Source organism: Sphingobacterium litopenaei, from assembly GCF_014692495.1.
Lineage (GTDB): Bacteria > Bacteroidota > Bacteroidia > Sphingobacteriales > Sphingobacteriaceae > Sphingobacterium > Sphingobacterium litopenaei.
The window spans coordinates 21,129-38,208 of record NZ_JACOIJ010000015.1; the positions used below are offsets into that span (position 1 = coordinate 21,129).

General features: G+C 32.6%; 14 protein-coding genes. 7 read left to right on the forward strand and 7 right to left on the reverse strand.

Annotation, left to right across the window (positions count from 1 at the left end; all coding sequences use genetic code 11):
- The first annotated feature begins 141 nt into the window (after nt 1–141).
- The 7 genes from H8B04_RS17480 to H8B04_RS09255 all read left to right on the forward strand — a co-directional run bounded on the left by H8B04_RS17480 (nt 142) and on the right by H8B04_RS09255 (nt 8,087).
- On the forward strand, nt 142–408 hold the full coding sequence (locus tag H8B04_RS17480) for an IS66 family transposase (protein ID WP_190302208.1): 267 nt from the start codon (nt 142–144) through the stop codon (nt 406–408).
- A gap of 353 nt (nt 409–761) precedes the next feature.
- Nucleotides 762–1,292 (forward strand): hypothetical protein, encoded by a 531-nt coding sequence (locus H8B04_RS09230; protein WP_190302158.1) that lies wholly within the window; start codon nt 762–764, stop codon nt 1,290–1,292.
- 577 nt (nt 1,293–1,869) lie between these two features.
- Complete coding sequence (locus H8B04_RS09235) at nt 1,870–2,466, forward strand: hypothetical protein (protein WP_190302159.1); 597 nt, start codon at nt 1,870–1,872, stop codon at nt 2,464–2,466.
- A 193-nt stretch (nt 2,467–2,659) separates the two neighbouring features.
- Entirely contained in the window at nt 2,660–3,250 is a 591-nt protein-coding gene (locus H8B04_RS09240; protein WP_190302160.1) for a hypothetical protein, read from the forward strand.
- A gap of 251 nt (nt 3,251–3,501) precedes the next feature.
- Nucleotides 3,502–4,188, forward strand: coding sequence for a fimbrial biogenesis chaperone (locus H8B04_RS09245; protein WP_190302161.1), 687 nt, complete (start codon nt 3,502–3,504; stop codon nt 4,186–4,188).
- On the forward strand, nt 4,181–5,251 hold the full coding sequence (locus H8B04_RS09250) for a hypothetical protein (RefSeq protein WP_190302162.1): 1,071 nt from the start codon (nt 4,181–4,183) through the stop codon (nt 5,249–5,251). Before H8B04_RS09245 ends, H8B04_RS09250 begins: the two co-directional genes overlap by 8 nt.
- Before the next feature lie 4 nt (nt 5,252–5,255).
- Nucleotides 5,256–8,087 carry a COG1470 family protein gene (locus H8B04_RS09255; RefSeq protein WP_190302163.1) on the forward strand — a complete coding sequence of 944 codons (2,832 nt, stop codon included), beginning with the start codon at nt 5,256–5,258 and terminating at the stop codon, nt 8,085–8,087.
- Nucleotides 8,088–8,425: 338 nt separating this feature from the next.
- Here H8B04_RS09255 and H8B04_RS09260 read toward each other — a convergent pair whose 3' ends face one another.
- The 7 genes from H8B04_RS09260 to H8B04_RS09290 all read right to left on the reverse strand — a co-directional run bounded on the left by H8B04_RS09260 (nt 8,426) and on the right by H8B04_RS09290 (nt 17,078).
- Nucleotides 8,426–10,801, reverse strand: a complete 2,376-nt coding sequence (locus H8B04_RS09260; RefSeq protein ID WP_190302164.1) for a GumC family protein — start codon at nt 10,799–10,801, stop codon at nt 8,426–8,428.
- Nucleotides 10,802–10,822: 21 nt separating this feature from the next.
- Complete coding sequence (locus H8B04_RS09265; RefSeq protein ID WP_190302165.1) at nt 10,823–11,593, reverse strand: polysaccharide biosynthesis/export family protein; 771 nt, start codon at nt 11,591–11,593, stop codon at nt 10,823–10,825.
- 75 nt (nt 11,594–11,668) lie between these two features.
- Nucleotides 11,669–12,127, reverse strand: coding sequence for a WxcM-like domain-containing protein (locus H8B04_RS09270; protein WP_190302166.1), 459 nt, complete (start codon nt 12,125–12,127; stop codon nt 11,669–11,671).
- On the reverse strand, nt 12,117–13,073 hold the full coding sequence (locus H8B04_RS09275) for an MraY family glycosyltransferase (protein ID WP_190302167.1): 957 nt from the start codon (nt 13,071–13,073) through the stop codon (nt 12,117–12,119). Before H8B04_RS09275 ends, H8B04_RS09270 begins: the two co-directional genes overlap by 11 nt.
- Nucleotides 13,074–13,084: 11 nt before the next feature.
- A complete protein-coding gene (locus tag H8B04_RS09280; protein WP_190302168.1) occupies nt 13,085–13,984 on the reverse strand; it encodes an NAD-dependent epimerase/dehydratase family protein in 900 nt (299 codons plus the stop codon).
- 4 nt (nt 13,985–13,988) lie between these two features.
- Nucleotides 13,989–15,854 carry an acyltransferase family protein gene (locus tag H8B04_RS09285; RefSeq protein WP_190302169.1) on the reverse strand — a complete coding sequence of 622 codons (1,866 nt, stop codon included), beginning with the start codon at nt 15,852–15,854 and terminating at the stop codon, nt 13,989–13,991.
- A gap of 18 nt (nt 15,855–15,872) precedes the next feature.
- On the reverse strand, nt 15,873–17,078 hold the full coding sequence (locus H8B04_RS09290; RefSeq protein WP_190302170.1) for a glycosyltransferase family 4 protein: 1,206 nt from the start codon (nt 17,076–17,078) through the stop codon (nt 15,873–15,875).
- Between the last annotated feature and the right edge of the window lie 2 nt (nt 17,079–17,080).

Sequence of the window (17,080 nt, forward strand, 5' to 3'; positions counted from 1 at the left end):
ATTGGAAAAGCTACATGCTTTGGATAAGTCGATGTTGAACCAAGAGAATGCGACACTGAGTAGGGAAAACGCAACCCTGAACAAGGAATACACAACCCTGAACAAGCAGAAGATTAGCTTGGAGCAGGAGCGCGCGCATTACTGCTCGCTGATTTAGATAATCTTCGTCGTCAGATCTTTGATATTCGTTCGGATAAACTGGTTAAGTTAGCCCTATCGGGCCAGTTAGATATGTTTAGCCTGAATGCTCCTGCTCCGCTGATAGAACAGGTTGGAGAAGAGCTGCAAGAAGCAATTAAAAAACTACAGGAGAAATCCCAGAATTCACCAAAAAAACCCAAACGGGTGTTACTTCCTGAGCACTTAGAGCGTAATTCTCAATCGTATGCAATTCGGCCAGAAGCATGAGCGCGCTTTGTAGGGGAATCCACTCAGACTATGCTATTATTCCAAGCCTTTCGTGTAGAAGTGGAGCAAAAACAGCAAATAACGAAGGCTTTAATCGAATATATCCCTAAAAGATCCACTTACAATTGACGAGTGAAATCGTCTGCTCGCCTGCGCGTAAAGAAAATTTAGACTTACCCATAAATGATTAAAACGCGTAAATTAAATTAGAAAAAAAATATTTTAAAATTTTAAACCCTTGAATATCAGGTTATTTCCTAACGAAATGACTTTAATCATTTTTTTTAAGCTTTCACAATATGTTATGTAATACATAAATTTCCTATATTACAATAACATTACATAACTATGATATGCGCGGGCTTATACTTTTATTGGGTATTATTATTCTAGGAATAAACAACCTTCTTGCACAACCTTCAGTTAGAATCAACATCGTGTTGAATCACGTGCAGAATTTAACAATTAACCCTGATCAACAGGTAGTAAATTTAAACTACAATACCTTGGACGATTATCGTACAGGGGTAGAGGTAACAAAAAATGCGCATCTATCTGTATTTAGCACCACACCGTATGAGGTAAAGGTTAAGCTAGCCAACAATGAGTTTGTTAAACTTGGTAGTGAAGATGAAGATAGAGTATCTATGCCTGATATTCAAGTAAGCCCTGTTTCAACAACGCAAAACAGTGACGTAGAATTTTCTACCAGTATACTAACGACTGAAGGTAGAAAAATTATATCAAGCAGTGTTCCCACAACTTCTGCGGTATACAACATACAGTATAAAGGCCCAAAAGGCGAAAACATTATTCGTTTTGCAGAAAGAAATAAAACAATCGTATTTTATAATGATGTACTTTATAGTATAGAGACTAAGTAAAAAACTAAGTAAGAATTCCTGCTTTATAAAGAAATTTCCTTTGTAAAGCAGGAATTTTTGTTTGCATGATTTTTTGGCTCCAAAGACCATGTCTTTTGCGAATACTAGTCCCAAACTATCTCTTATCTTAAAGAGATCAAACAAAAAAATAATTAAACCCCAAAGTGCTAAATATCCTCGAACACTTGGGAACAGTATGTAGCTCAATGTAAATTATACTGAACACCATTTGAGCAATAAATACTCTTTCATTTAATCCATAACTCAGCTACAAATTAGATCAATTCGAACTACAATATCCACCTTGAGGTAGCTGTAAAGGGATATAATTGTAGTCATACAAGGTCTAAAAAACGCATGACTTTGGGACGTAAAATTTTCATTTAGTATAAATTAAATATACTTGTAGCTTGGTCTCTACAAAATAGTACATTTTCATACTATTTTGAAGTTTTTAATAGGTGGAAAATAAAATCTCGCTGTAAATTTGCACAACAACTAATAGGAAAGCCTTATAGTCGAGGAAAAATTATATAGACTATCCCTATAGAAAAAAAAAGAGAATCATATAAATATCATGAAAAATCTAATCTTATCAGCAGCAGTATTACTAGGAGTTACCTTCAGTGCTAATGCGCAAAATTCATCACCAGCTCCAGTAAAAGTGAAAGTGAACGTAAATTTAAATTCTTTTCAAAGTATTGAAATCGGATCGGGAGCAACACCATCTGGGGAGTATGGCGATATTGTAAATTTAACTTACGCTGATGCGAATGATTACCGTAACGGTATATCTAAAAATGTTCCCAACCAGTTGAAGGTTTCCTCCATTGGTTCGGGATATAAAGTTAAAGCTAAACTTTCTCAAGCAGTATTAAACCGTACTAGCGCAGAAGGAGCGCAAAACATTCAAGCAAATGAAATTTTAGAAATTCAAGTTGGTAAGAACTTAGCAGGCGCAACATCAGGAAAAATCGTTACTCTATCTGGCGTAGAATTTACAGATTTATCAGCTAGCAACACAGGAAGTGCATCGGTTTTAGATGAGCAGTTAGATGTTAAATATTTTGGTAAGCCTATTCCACAAAATAAACTACAAACGTATTTTAATAATGTTGGCAATAAATCATTGTCATATACTGTAGATGTTTTATACGAAATTTTACCATTGTAATCCACTCATCTACAACAAGGAAAGTGAGTAGCTACATTTTGTAGCTGAAACGCTACAAAAGTAAAATATTGCAAAAAATTAAAGGTTTATAGCAGTTTTTAATACCTACTTAGCTTACTCAACCATCTATCTTTGCATAGATTTTTAAACAACTAATTAAATTTCAACAACAAACTAAAAAATAACTCAAAAAATGAAAAAGTTAATTTTGTCTGCATTCGTTCTTTTAGGAGCTTCAACAGTCTCAAATGCGCAGACCCCTAATCCTGTAAAGGTTAAAGTAAATGTTAATTTAAACAGTTTCCAATCTATTGAAATTGGATCTGGAGCTCTAAATGGTGGAAATGGTTACGATGATGTTGTAACACTTACCTATGCTAACGCGGAAAACTACCGTAATGGTGTTTCTGCTTTAATTAACAATCAATTGAAGGTAACTTCTGTTGGTACTGGTTTTAAGGTTAAGGCGAACTTATCAAATATCAATTTAACACGTACTAGCTCTGCAGGTGTAGAAACAATTCCAGCAAACGAGATTCTTGAAATTGAAGTTGGTAAAAATTTAGCTGGCGTTACCTCAGGAAGAACTGTTGATGTAAATGGTCCAGAGTGGAACTTAAGCGCTGTATCTAGCGGTCAATCCTCAGTATTAGACCAAGAGTTAGATGTTAAATACTTCGGTAGACCAATTTCTGATTCAAAATTGAAACAATATTTTAATAATGTAGGAAGACAAGCAATTGCTTACACAGTTGACGTTACTTACGAAGTAGTGCCTAACTAAAATATATTTTTATACAAGTGGTTTTAAAAAAACCACTTGTATATTATTTAATACCATCCTCCTTAGAGCCAAAAGTTTCGACTTTATACCACACATCTACTTTCGGGTTTTATCTTTAATCACGTATCTATATGAAAAAAATTGGGCTTATTATCTTAATAATATTATCTGCATTTAGTACTTTAAGCGCGCAAACAGGACTTACCGTTGGTCCTCCTCGCGTTTATTTTATTGGTGGGCCGGGGGCGAGCATGGTTCAATTAGTAGATGTTACAAATCCAAGTAAGGACTATAGCTTAGAACTTGCCGTATCTTATGAAGATTGGTCCTATTCACCAACAGGTGACAATCAGCTTTTTCCAGCAGGCACCCTTGCAAACAGCTGCTCAGATTGGTTAACTATCTCAGAGCCATTTTTTGCTTTAGCGCCAGGAGAGAGTAAACAACTACAATTAAACATTAAAGTACCAGATACGCTAAGCGCAAATTCTCAATCAGTACATACCACAATGTTATTTGTAACACAGATGAATCCACGTGCTAACGCACAGCAAGAAGGTGCAAATATCCGATTAGCTGTACGCTCAGGAATTAAAATTTACCATAGACAGTCTCAAACGGCTAAACAAGACGTAGAAATCAACAATTTAGTTTATCATAAAAAAGACAGTACAGATGCATTTCTGGAGCTAGAGTATTTAGTTAATAGCAACACTTGGACAGAAGGAAATATTCGTATTGAATATTTGAATCAAGAAACTGGTAAACTTACAAAAACTAATGATGTGAGTTTTTATGCGCTTCCTGCTGATAAACGTAAATTTTACAGCCTTATTCCCAATGATTTAGCTAAGGGGCGTTATGTAGCTACAGTAATGCTTATGTATGGCGATCAGCCCGATATCAAAATTGGAGAAATAGCGTTTAATCATGAATAACTTTGCACTAAAATATTTAATTTTCTTATATGTTTTTTTTGCGCATTTGCCTGTTTCAAACGCGCAGATGCAATATTCTGTTTGGTCAAATAATTACATTTTTTTAAGTTCTTATTTGGGTTACCAATCTCCCGAACGATTTACTACTGTTCAGTTCAGTTTAAGTACTCCACAATATTCACAAAGTGAATGGTCCTTATCGGTGCGACTGTTAAATTCTATAAAATTAGAAAGCGGAACAAATCGAATTGGAAAAGATTTCCCAGCAGAAAAAATTAATTTAAAATGGACTGGCGATAATAACGATCCTTTTATGCGCTTACAAAGCATCGGATCAACCTTGGAGCCATTAGTTTTACCAAGCTCTGGTGAAATATTTCTTATAAATAGATCCCGAACTCCAATAAATACAAATAATAGAACATCAGCGCTCTATCAACTCTATAGCCAGATGACCATCGCTCAAGGTCGATATCTGGAAGATTACTTAAGCCCAGATCCTTACACGCATGTGACCTACCGGTTTCAGCTCTTATATACTTTATACGATAATCAAAATAGAATTATCGGAACGCAAGTAGTAAATCATTCTCTACAAATGCCTCCAAAACTAACAGACGGACATTTGGTAGATGTAGAACCTGATTTTAGCATTGCGGTAGATCCAAGAATGGATGAGGTAAACCTCTCCTTTAAGAACCTTACCGACTATAAACAAGGTGTGTCTGTTCAGATTCCATCCGCATTTACAGTACACGCGAATACAGATTATGAGATACGAGTTAAAGCGCTAGAAAGCGACATGATAAGTCCATCTGGAAACGTATTACCTCTTAGTATAATTAAGGTTATTTTACAAAATGAAACCAACAGTACAGGAACAACAACTCCAGTAACCTTATCTACTAGCGAACAAGTTGTTCTTAGAGGAACCTCAAAAGATAAAAACATAAAGCGTCATACTGGTGTTAAGTATGATGTAAATATTCCAAATAACATTTTAAAGGATCTGACAATAGGTACCTATTCCGTTTCTATACTTTATCAATTGATGCCACTCTAGTAAAATGCCTACCCTTCCAAGTCATATTCTTAGAATTATATTTCTCATTACGCTTCAAATTACTGTTACTTGTTTTACAGTTAAGGCGCAGAAATTAAAATGGAATGTAGAAAGTCCAGTTAAAGTAGAAAGAGGGCTAAATACTATTTCATTCAGCTTAGAGAATTTGGATCAGACTGATTTAAGTGGTCACTTTGAATTTGATCTTCCTAAAGGTTTTACAATCCTTGGGGCAGCAACTATTCAGGCCTCTATCCCAGGAAAAGCTACACGTTATTTTACTTTCCGTGGACAGGTAAATAACTTAAGCCTTGTATCGGACACTAAGATCAATATACTTCTAAAAGATAAAGAAGGAAAACTAGTAAGTCAAAGGGCGCTAGATATTAAAATTCCAAGTTTTAGAAAAATTACAATTACAGATCAGACTCCACTACAAACTTTTAGGCTTCAAGGAGACAGCATGCACATTAAGCTAAATATTCAAAATGAAGGTACTGTAGAGGAAAATTTTAAAATCGTACTCTCTAGCCCAAATAGGTATGGAAAGACTGTATTCAAAGAATTCTCTATGTTTCTTTTACCTGGAACCGATTCTGTTCTAGTATACAGTTTTATTGTGGAGCGCTACATGACAAACCTGAGCCAATACCTAGTTCGTGTAACCGGAATTAACGATCAAGACGATCCGTTTGGGAACGTACAACTCGCTTTTTACAACCGTAGCTCCAGCAGAGATTTTAATGCTAATGATGCGATTCGGAATAACCTGTGGCAAACAACAGGCAATAATTTGGAACTTCGAGTTTCAAACATATTCAATCAGCAACAAAACTATAGTATGTTTAGCACCGGGGAATACGAAACAAAGACTGGGGCTATTCGCTACGGTATTAATATGGCAAACTGGCAAGGTTTAGATCGCATATTTGTCACCAATACTTACTTAGAGCTTGAACATAACAGGCACCAAATAACTGCAGGTAATCTGCAAGAATCCTTAGAGTCTACCTTCTACGGACGCGGTATGAAATATGCTTTTTTAGATACTGCGAAGGGCACTGCCGTAGACTTCGGGGTAAGTGACAATAGCAACGAACTATTAAGTTCTTACCAACCAGGATCAGGTATTCCCCTTACAGCTTTTGCTAGGTTACGCTTAGGAGAATTAAAAAAGGACAGAAAATTCTATGATGGTCAAGTAATTTTTAATAGAAATACCATAGATACTACAGGATTTTTATTGTGGACTAATTCCTTTGACATAAGTCCAAAGAAAGAAAAATCTTCAATGGTAGGTTTTGTAGGAGCGGGAACAGCTTTTCATTTAGTACGAAATGATGAGAAGTATCAACAAAATGCTATCGCCCTAGGTTGGAAAACCACACAAGAGTGGAATAAAATGAGGTTTTTGATGGACTACTTCTACTCTACACCTTACTATCCAGGAAATAGAAGAGGCGTAACACAGCTTCAACACCGAGTTAGCTACCCACTGGGCAGATGGCAAGGTGCTGTAGGCTATAACTTTCATGCCTTTTCTCCAAAAAGTCTAACATACTATTCTACAAACTTCAAAAATAGACAGCAGCGTCTTGAGGCACAGTTCTCTGGCTCTACGCGAAAAGGAAATACCTTTATTACCTTAACACCCAGCTATAATACAGAAAATGCATCTTATAGTTTCTCTAATATACCTTTTGAGCTTAGTAGTAAAAGTTATTTATTACAAACCAATGGGCAATACTTCAGTGCTAATAGAAAACATAATATAAATATTCTTGCTGAAGGGGGATATATAAATGTTAACAACCCTAATCAAACCGACAACAATAGCTCCGGCGAGACAGCCCTAAGAATGGATGCAACCTATGGTTACGGTCAAATTCGTTTTATGGTCGGATTTCAAAAAGGTACGTTCCAATTATATGAATTATTTAATAGTATACTTTATAATACTAGTCTGAGTACACAGTATTCATTTGGCGTGCAAGCTAGCGGAGCATTTTTAGGTGATAAGGTAAAATGGAATTTAAATAATACGGGTAGATACAGCAAACTTTGGGGCTTTAATGTACTAAATGTTGGTAGCATCGACTACCAATTGAAGAAAACTACACGCATCTCCATGCAGGGGCAGTTTACTTACACTAAGGGCTTAAGTAATAATCCATATACATACAATAACGTACAAATGGTTGTAAAACAGCAATTACCTTCTGGAAAAATCATAAATAAAAAGCCTCAGGGAAATGTTAAAATGTTTATTTTCTATGATAACAATTATAACGGGATATATGATGAGGGTGATGCTGTAGCATCAAATTACAATTTAATGTTTGGATCTGTTTCCTTCTCTACCAATAATAAAGGTCAGGCTGTTTATAAAAATATTCCTTTTGGCGATTACGTGATTTTTACTCCACCCATCAACAATTATAGCGCTAAATCAAAAGTTGTAAATGTTGATTCAAAATCAGTTAACGTGCAAGTAGCATTACAACAAGTTTCTACTCTTAACGGAGAAATTATTTTAGAATATAATCCTGCCTTTGATTTAACAGTTAATACTAATCTTCGTGGATATAGAGTTCTAGCCGAAGCGAGCGATGGAGTTATTTATACAGCCGAAACTGATGAAACTGGAAAATTCATACTCCAAGTTCCACGTGGCAAATATATAATTTCGCTCGATAAAAATAGCTTTGCTGAAAATGTGCTCACTGAGGAAAAATCTATAGAAGTAGAGTTACAAATTGGAGAAAAATTAAAAATAAAACCTTTTATTTTAAAAGCTAAGAAAAAGAATATTGAAATAAAAAGGTTTGGATCTTAAGAAGTAGGTCAAAGATTATAAATTTTGAAGCAAAAATGGAATCGGTAAATAAGAAGGTTCTTCGCCAATTTTGATGCACTTATCCAGTTTGTGAGAGACTGTAAAATAAACCCAGATTACGCAGGAGATATTTTCATTTAAAGATTTATAGGGTAATCCCAAAGTGGAATTGCAATAGTTCATAGGACGGATACATTATATAATGATTCTCTGCCCGTCACAATAATAAGTTATGTAAATGAAAATGTGGAATCAACATTTATATGGACTCCACATTTTCTTATTTACATACTTTATATGATAGTGTCAATGAGGTTATTATTTATATAAAACATAAACTATTTTAATCCTAAAAGACTCTTGACTTTAGAAAGAAATCCTTTATTGTTATGCCCTTCTCCATAACCATAGCCATAGCCATATCCGTATCCATAACCTCGTTTAAAATCAACATCATTAATTACGACTGCCATATTATGCAACTTGCTTTGATAATAAAGCTCTTTTGGAACATTTAATAGTCGCTTATCCAAGTAATTCGCACGACAAACATATATTGTCAAATCCGCAAATTCCGAAATTAATATAGTATCTGTAACCAAACTTACAGGCGCAGTATCAACAATTACAAAATCATAATTCTCTCTACCGTAGTTAACAATATCCTCGAAGTGACCATTCATTAATAACTCAGCTGGATTTGGAGCAATATATCCTGAATATATAATATCAAAATCATAAGGAGCTGGTTTTCTAATAATAATCTCAGATATAGGCATATCAGGATTTATTAAATATTGAGTGATACCAATATTAGTATGTTGCAAATGCGAAAGTCCCAAATAATCTAATACTTTTGGTGAACGAATATCCGCTCCCAACAACAAAACCTTCTTTCCTGACATAGCTAATATTTTCGCCAAGTTAGTAGCAATAAAAGACTTACCTTCTCCAGATGTTGTTGAAGTAACATAAATTACCGAACTTTCGCCTTTTTTCTTAGTAAGCATAAAAGATATATTAGTACGAAGAATACGTATCGCTTCTGCTAAAGAAGAACGGTCATTTTCTTTAATAATAGGGTATTCCGAAGAAGGAATCTCTCCCAAAATAGGAGCAGGAAATTCAGCTTCCACATCTCGACGAGATTGAACTTTATTATCCAATAAAAATTTAATATAAAGTATAATAAAAGGAATAATAAATCCGACTATTAATGCCCCTAACATAATCAAAGATTTTCGGGGAGCTACAGGAATATTGGATCCATATGCCTGATCAATTATTTTCAAATTAGCAGGCGTAGCTGCTGCTTTTATTTCAGTTTCCTCTCTCTTCTGAAGTAAGAATAAATATAATGATTCAAATATTTGTTGTTGCCTTGAGATATCTTTATAGTCTCGCTCTTGGTTAGGCAGTTGTCCTAATTTTCCCGAATATTTACTAGTTTGGGCTTGAATAACATTCACATTTGTAGACAGTACATTTCTATAATTCTGTAATGATGTATTAAGATTAGACCTAATATCGGATATATTTTTATTTAAATTTTGGACAATTGGATTGTCTGGAGTTGCTGACTTTAAAAGGTCTTCACGTTCTAATACCAAATCATTGTACGATTTTACGGTCGCTTCTATTGAGGGGTCATTTAATCCAATATTAGAAGGTAAAAGTCCTCCTTCTTCTGTGACTGTTTCACGCATCATATCCGCCAAGCGTAATTGAGTTTGATAATCAATTAATTTTCGCTCATTTTCAGAAGCATTTTCCATATACATACGAACCTCTGAAGACATATCAACCAAATTATTGCGATCTTTATAGTCTGCAACTTTTGAATCCGAAGTAGATAAATCTCTTGTAATTAAATTTAACCGATTATTTATAAAATCAGAAGTTGCACGAGTCACCTTAATTTTATCTTCGGTAGCATCTAAATCATATTGTGAAACTAACGAGTTTAGTATTAACTCAGCTTTCTTACGATTCGGGTGATTCAATGAGAAATTTATGATAAAAGATTGTTTCTCTTTGTTTGGTATTACTTGAATTTCTTGTAATAAATTATCAACTACCTTCGCTGCAGGAATAACATCGATTACTAAATTTTGGTCTAGTTTTTTGCCGTTATTTGGCACAAGCATTATCGCACCAATAGGTGTAATAATTTTTTTTCCATAGTTGTATCCTACTATATTTTGAATACCGTCCGATACTGTGATTTTAGAATTATTATCTATGGATATTTTTATTTGATATGTAATAGAATCTAGGTTAGGATTATTTGAATCCAATAGGACTAATTTAACAGGCGACTCCTGTTCTAAAAGTTCTGATTTTTTTACATTCCCTTTTGCATTATAGATTATATTTAATTTATTGGAAACAACAACTTTATATAAAATCCTTCGAGATTTAATAACATCTATCTGATCCAAAACAAATGATGAAGCAGAGCTTCCAACCCCTGTTAAAGATGCAAGTTCTGATAGGCCTGCTAGATCACCTGAGGCTTTTTTTTCATCTTGAAGCAAGATCTTTGCATCTACTTTATATACTTTCTCAGCATACCTTAAATAAAGTATTGCACCTAATACAAAAAATACTATTGATAATAAAAACCACCTCCAAAAAAATGCATATTGCTCAAACAATTGCCTTAAATTTAGATCTTGGCTTTCATCTTCTACTCTTGCTTTTTCTTCTATCATTATATAATATATTTAGGTAATCTATCGTGTTAAAATTGAAATCATAGTTATTAATAAACTGGCAACAGAGACAAATACACCTGTATTTTGGGTATACTTTGATGACTGAACTCTCGCACCATTCGGTTCAACATATACCACATCATTTTGGGCTAAATAATAAACTGGAGAATTTAAAGCATCACGAGAAGTTAAATCGACTCTATATTCAGACTTTAATCCATTTTGTTCTCTAATAACGAGAACATTTTTTCTTACGCCATTAATTGTTAAATCTCCCGCAAGCCCTAAGGCTTCTAATATCGTAATTCTATCATTACTAATTGAATATGTACCGGGGCTCTTTACCTCCCCTAAAACCGTAATTCTAAAATTACGAACTTCCATACTTATTCCAGGACTTACAATAAATTTACTTACTTCATTACGTAAATAATCTATAGCTTCTGTTCGAGTACGACCAGCTAGCTTGACTTTTCCCAATTTTGGAAAATCTATATAACCATTATTATCAATAGCATAGGTAGGGATAAATGGATTCGCTGATTGTAATGTTCCCGTATTTCCTGCATAAGAAGATATCGGATTAAAAGGTTGTGTAGCTCGAATATCATCAGCGGTTACTGAAATAGCTAAAATGTCCCCTGGCTGAAGTTTTGGGGCATTATTTTCATAATTAGTTATCAAAGCGATACTATCTGCGGGTTGAAAATAAATCAAATCTTTTCGCGACGCACATGACGAAATCACGATACTAATTAATAGTACAAAATATAGGATTTTTTTATTCATAATCAATGTTAAACTGTGTATTAACAAAAATAGATATTTTCAAACGATTAATTATCATAATACACTAATTGAGTTCTAATTATTGTCTGTAAAATAATTAACAAAATAATCAATTGGCCAAGTATAATCATCCTCTTTAGCATGTTGTACATCATAATCAGCAAACACCAATAATTCTGATTTTGGCACCAATGCTTTAAAAGCAGTTGCATATCCTTGAGGAAGGTGAATAACTTCCAATTTATCTGATTTTATAATTATTCTTTCTATGGGTATATCTCTTCTTGGGCTTTCCCAATTGTCTATTTTGATTATATTTAATTCAAAACTTCCTTTCAATACATAAAACCATCTTTGTTCAATACGATGTGCTCGCCATCCACGTACAAGTTCAGTATGTGCGTTTTTAATAATATAAAAACGTTTAACATTACTCATATCAAAATCGTTAACAAAACGAATTTGCCCTCTATGATCTGTTGCCGACCCTCCCTTTATTATATCGTAAGGTGTTATTTCTTTTTTACTTGACATATTTTCTGATTATATATGTTTTATAAATTAGATATATACCGCTTGATACTAACAAAAGAGTTATTGCAAAAATAACCTGATACTTAAAAAGATCATCAGTGATAAATAAAACAGCCAATCCTATCACAAATTGTACCAAACCATACATAAATGAAACCACCAACTTATTTTTTCCAGCCTCATTTCCCAGATATTGATATAAATGCGAGCGGTGCGCTTCAAATATATTCTCTTTTAGATACAGTCTTCTTACAATAGTCCAAATAGAATCTATGCCATAAACGACTAAAAATAATATATAGAGGAAGTTACCTGTTTGCAAAATCAATTTTCCTAAAGCAAAAAGAATTATAAAAGCAATTGCAACGGATCCCACATCACCAGCAAAACATTTAGCTTTTGTACGAAAATTAAAAAAAGCAAAAACCAATATTCCTAAAATGGAAAAAATTAATAAGTCTTGATGAATAAAATTTAGTTTATAGTTTTCTATCAATAGCAATGAACCTACAGCTAAACTATAACAAGCAGTTATACCATTAATTCCATCCATGAAATTGTACGCGTTAATAACTCCAACAATAATAATAAATGCTATAATTAAATAGTACCATGGAAAGGTAAATATTTGCAATTCATAGGCCATTAATAAAACTGATATAAAATGGACAAATAGTCTTACCCTATTAGACAAAGTCAGAACATCATCAGCAAACGACACAACAGTCATTAAGGTCAATCCAAGAAAAAACCATGGATATTGACAGCCTGAATAAATAAAATATATCATTGCTGCGATATAGAAAATAATACCTCCCCCTCGTAAGGTGATTTGCGTATGTGATGATCGCTCATTTGGCTTGTCAATAATATTATAGCGATCTGCAACTTTGAAGTATGCTAATTCAAGTAAAAATAATATAATAAATATTATGCAATATATCATTGAGGAACTGATTACTTGGTTTGATTAAATGATTTAATAGTTATTTCTAGGCCTTCTTTGGCTGTAAAAGGCAATTTTTGAATTCCTAATGCATTTTTTATTTTTTTATTTGAGACTAATAAACTGGATGTCATTTTCTTTAGTCTCTTTGTATTTAAAGGAATTGGAAGAAAATCACCCATTTTAGCTAATCCATTTATAAGAAATTTTGGTAAAGATACATTAGGAACCTTTTTTTCCGTAACAGTTTTAATAACAGTAATAATGTCATTAGTAGAAATTGACTCATCATCAGCTACATGATAAATACCAGAAAGCAACATTTCCTTTTTTTCAATTATTTGCTTAATGAAAAAGTTAAAATTTCCAATCGATATAAAGGACCTACTATTAGTAAACGAAGCCAGAGGATAAGGAATACCCTTCGAAATTAAACTGTATAATAACCCCAAATTGCCCTTATCACCAGGTCCATGAACCATTGGAGGTCGAACTATAATTAATTTCTTCCCTTCAGGCAATGCTTGATTTAAAAGCCACTCTTCAGCGACTCTTTTAGATATTCCATATAAAGATATAGGATAGCATATAGCATTTTCATCTAAGGGATGAATGGACTCATATTCTTCAACTGCTGCTAAAGAGCTTATATGTATAAAAAGAGAAGCTTTCGATTTTATATATTCCTCAAAAATATTCTTTAATAAAGCTACATTAGCATAATAATAATCTTCTTGAGTTGCCATTCCTTTATGATCATGAGCTTTTCCTACTAGATTAATTATTACATCAGCACATTTAAACCTTTCATTCCAATTATTACTACGTAAGGAAACACCTATAGAATCAGGTAAATCTTTAATTAAACTTTTACCAATAAATCCTGAACTACCTAAAATTAAAATTTTCATTATCTCAATTTCTACGAGTTAAATTTAAATTAAATCTTTTAGATATATCTTTAAGAATTATAGGCACAACCACATCTGTAGCTCTTAAGGTAAAATGATCATTATCAAAAAAATAAGGGCTTTCAGTAATTTGCAATTCTGGAAAATACATTGGATAAAGATCAAAATAATTATTCACAGAGGATTTTAAAATATTATTTAATTTCTCTCCATCCGTATTAATATAATTAACATTTTCTTTGTAATAATAATTTAATGCTACCGAAGTAGGATAAGGAATTCTGTAAAATACACTTTGACCAAGTATTAAATATTTACTATTTAAACCCTCCATATATTTATCTAAATTTTTGAATTCAGCAACAAATTCCTTTTGACTATAACCCCTTAGCTTATAGTTGTACCAATGAGCTGAAATTAATACTAAATCAAACTTCTCAAGATTATTAGGTAAATAATCCATTAATACAAAGTTCATAACCGACTTAGGACCTTTTGCTCCTTTTGTATTTAATAAAGGAAGTGCTCCCGAAGTTGTAATTTGAACTATATTATACTGTGATGTATCAATTAATTGTGATAAGGAGAGATAATATTGAGCGGCATGACTGTCTCCAGTTAAAAGAATATTCTTCTTTCTGTTATTAATAATAAGGCAACCATTCTTTTTTAAAGTTTCTAAATTATCGGAATGACATTTAATATTAAATTGAGAATCACGGTCATAATTATCTCTAAATTCCGTCAAATTTATAATTTCCTTAGAATATTTTTTCTCCAATGGGTTAAAATACAAAAGAATTAACATTATTGAAATAGAACAAACGCTAATGAAAAAAATCTTTCTAGTACCAATTTCGTATGCTTTATTTTCAACATAATAGTACGAAACACACGATATTAAAATAGCAAATAGAAAAAGACAAAACACACCATTTAATGTATACTCTCCTCTATAACCATATATAACAATTAATGGCCAATGCCATAAATAAAGTGAATAGGATATCTTTCCAAAAAACTGAACTATTTTAAACTCCAACAATTTGCTATTAACATTTAATAAAATTATTCCTAGTGTAATAAGAGCGGGAAAAACCGTATAAATAGAAGGCCATAATAAACCCTCGGATAGAAAATAAATACAAGAAAATAATAAAATAAATAAAACAACACATATTATTTCACGATATTTTTTGCTTATACTCTCTTTTACATTTTTCTCATATAGAAATCCAATGCCTCCTAAAAACATTTCCCAAGCTCTAAACGGAGTACCATAAAAAACATATTTGGAATATTTATCAGGCATTAGATAATTAAAGTATAACATTAATATAAATGAGGAAAATAGAATGGAGAGAAAAATTATGTTGAACTTATTTTTGTTATTCAAATATGCTTTTTTTAATGGCAATAGAAGTAATGGATAAAGCATATAAAACTGCCATTCTACTGATAGTGACCAGGTATGAAGAAATACGTTAGATTGTGCTGAGGGATGAAAATAACTTGAGTTAAGTGCATAATAAAAATTTGATAAAAATAAACTTGACCAAATTCCATTTTTATTTACTTGTTCATAATCTTTTGGAAGATATAAAAACATGCAATAAAAAACAATTAATAGAATTAAAATAATAAGAGCAGGAACAATTCTATCAAAACGTCTTTTATAAAATGATTTTAATGTAAAATTATCTTTTGCAAAAGATGTTAGGATAATTTTGGTCATTAAATAACCACTTATAACAAAAAATATATCTACACCAGCATATCCTCCTTCAAAACCTGATACTCCGTAATGAAATAAAACAACGACTAATACTGCAAAAGCTCTTAGAGCTCCAATATCGTATCTGAACTTCATATTTGACATTTTAATATGTTATTTTTTTTGATTATTATCAATTTCAAGCAACTTATTTAAATAAGCTATTGCCAAAACATCTCTATTAAAATTTTTTAAAGCTAATAACTTTGCATTTACTGCCAATTCATCCCTATAACTTCTGTCGTAAGCAATTTTCAATATAGCTTCTGAAAACTGTTGAGGTTCATAAGGTTCTACATTAATACCACAATTAGTAGAAGAGACTAATTCTTTAATCCACCCTTTCGTAGATTGAATAATTGGAACACCAGCCGCAAATGAATCAAACATTTTATTGGGTGAGCTGGTATGAAGTACTGGTAAATCCTTAAATGTCACAAAACTTGCTTCCACTCTAGAGAACCATTTAATTACCTCAGTTTTTGGCATAATACCTAAAAATTCAACATTCGTAAGGTTATAATTTCGCACTAAATTTTCCAAATGCTTTCTTTCTGCACCTTCTCCAATGACTAGCCACAAAATATTTGGATCTGTTATGAGTCTCATTCCCTCAATTACTTGTTCTACTTCGTCCATTAAACCCAAGGATCCAGCATACAAAAACAGCTTCTTTCCAGCATATTTTTCAGGAATCTTCTTATCATCTTCTGATATATTCGAGAACAATTCTACATCTGATGCATTAGTTATAACTAAAGTATTCGTATTGGGGCATTTTTTTAGCACACCTTGCTCCATCCCTCTACTGCAAGGAATAACTAAAGAAGAATTTCTATAACATAATTTTTCAAACCACACAGCTATCTTTTGAACCAAAGAATTATTAAGCTTGCCTAATTCAATTGCACCGTCTGGCCATAAATCACGAACCTCAAAAATCATAGCCTTTTTTCTAAACCATTTAGTCAAAAGCGCAGGTAATCCTACCGTGATAGGCCCAGAACTGGCTAATACAACATCACACTTTAAAGTAAGTGCAAAATAACAAGACATAAAAGAAAAAATGAGGGCTTTAAAAGCTCGTTTTAAAACATTATCTCTATTAGAGTCAGCAGAATTTATAACCACTAAATCAATGCCCTCAACATTTTGTCTCTCTATGAATTTTGAAGCTCTTATATCTGATTTTTCATATGGGGAAGTTACAACTGTAACCTTATGGCCTTTATCCACCCATCTTTTTGTTAATTCATACATCCTAGTGCTCCATTTACCTTTTGGAGTTCCAAAATATTGATAAAAAATTAAAATCTGCATTT

Bases quoted from the DNA above. Each gene is read 5' to 3' on its own strand.
- H8B04_RS09230 (WP_190302158.1), top strand. From the start codon at position 762: ATGCGCGGGCTTATACTTTTATTGGGTATTATTATTCTAGGAATAAAC.
- H8B04_RS09235 (WP_190302159.1), top strand. From the start codon at position 1,870: ATGAAAAATCTAATCTTATCAGCAGCAGTATTACTAGGAGTTACCTTC.
- H8B04_RS09240 (WP_190302160.1), top strand. From the start codon at position 2,660: ATGAAAAAGTTAATTTTGTCTGCATTCGTTCTTTTAGGAGCTTCAACA.
- H8B04_RS09245 (WP_190302161.1), top strand. From the start codon at position 3,502: ATGGTTCAATTAGTAGATGTTACAAATCCAAGTAAGGACTATAGCTTA.
- H8B04_RS09250 (WP_190302162.1), top strand. From the start codon at position 4,181: ATGAATAACTTTGCACTAAAATATTTAATTTTCTTATATGTTTTTTTT.
- H8B04_RS09255 (WP_190302163.1), top strand. From the start codon at position 5,256: ATGCCTACCCTTCCAAGTCATATTCTTAGAATTATATTTCTCATTACG.
- H8B04_RS09260 (WP_190302164.1), bottom strand. From the start codon at position 10,801: ATGATAGAAGAAAAAGCAAGAGTAGAAGATGAAAGCCAAGATCTAAAT.
- H8B04_RS09265 (WP_190302165.1), bottom strand. From the start codon at position 11,593: ATGAATAAAAAAATCCTATATTTTGTACTATTAATTAGTATCGTGATT.
- H8B04_RS09270 (WP_190302166.1), bottom strand. From the start codon at position 12,127: ATGTCAAGTAAAAAAGAAATAACACCTTACGATATAATAAAGGGAGGG.
- H8B04_RS09275 (WP_190302167.1), bottom strand. From the start codon at position 13,073: ATGATATATTGCATAATATTTATTATATTATTTTTACTTGAATTAGCA.
- H8B04_RS09280 (WP_190302168.1), bottom strand. From the start codon at position 13,984: ATGAAAATTTTAATTTTAGGTAGTTCAGGATTTATTGGTAAAAGTTTA.
- H8B04_RS09285 (WP_190302169.1), bottom strand. From the start codon at position 15,854: ATGAAGTTCAGATACGATATTGGAGCTCTAAGAGCTTTTGCAGTATTA.
- H8B04_RS09290 (WP_190302170.1), bottom strand. From the start codon at position 17,078: ATGCAGATTTTAATTTTTTATCAATATTTTGGAACTCCAAAAGGTAAA.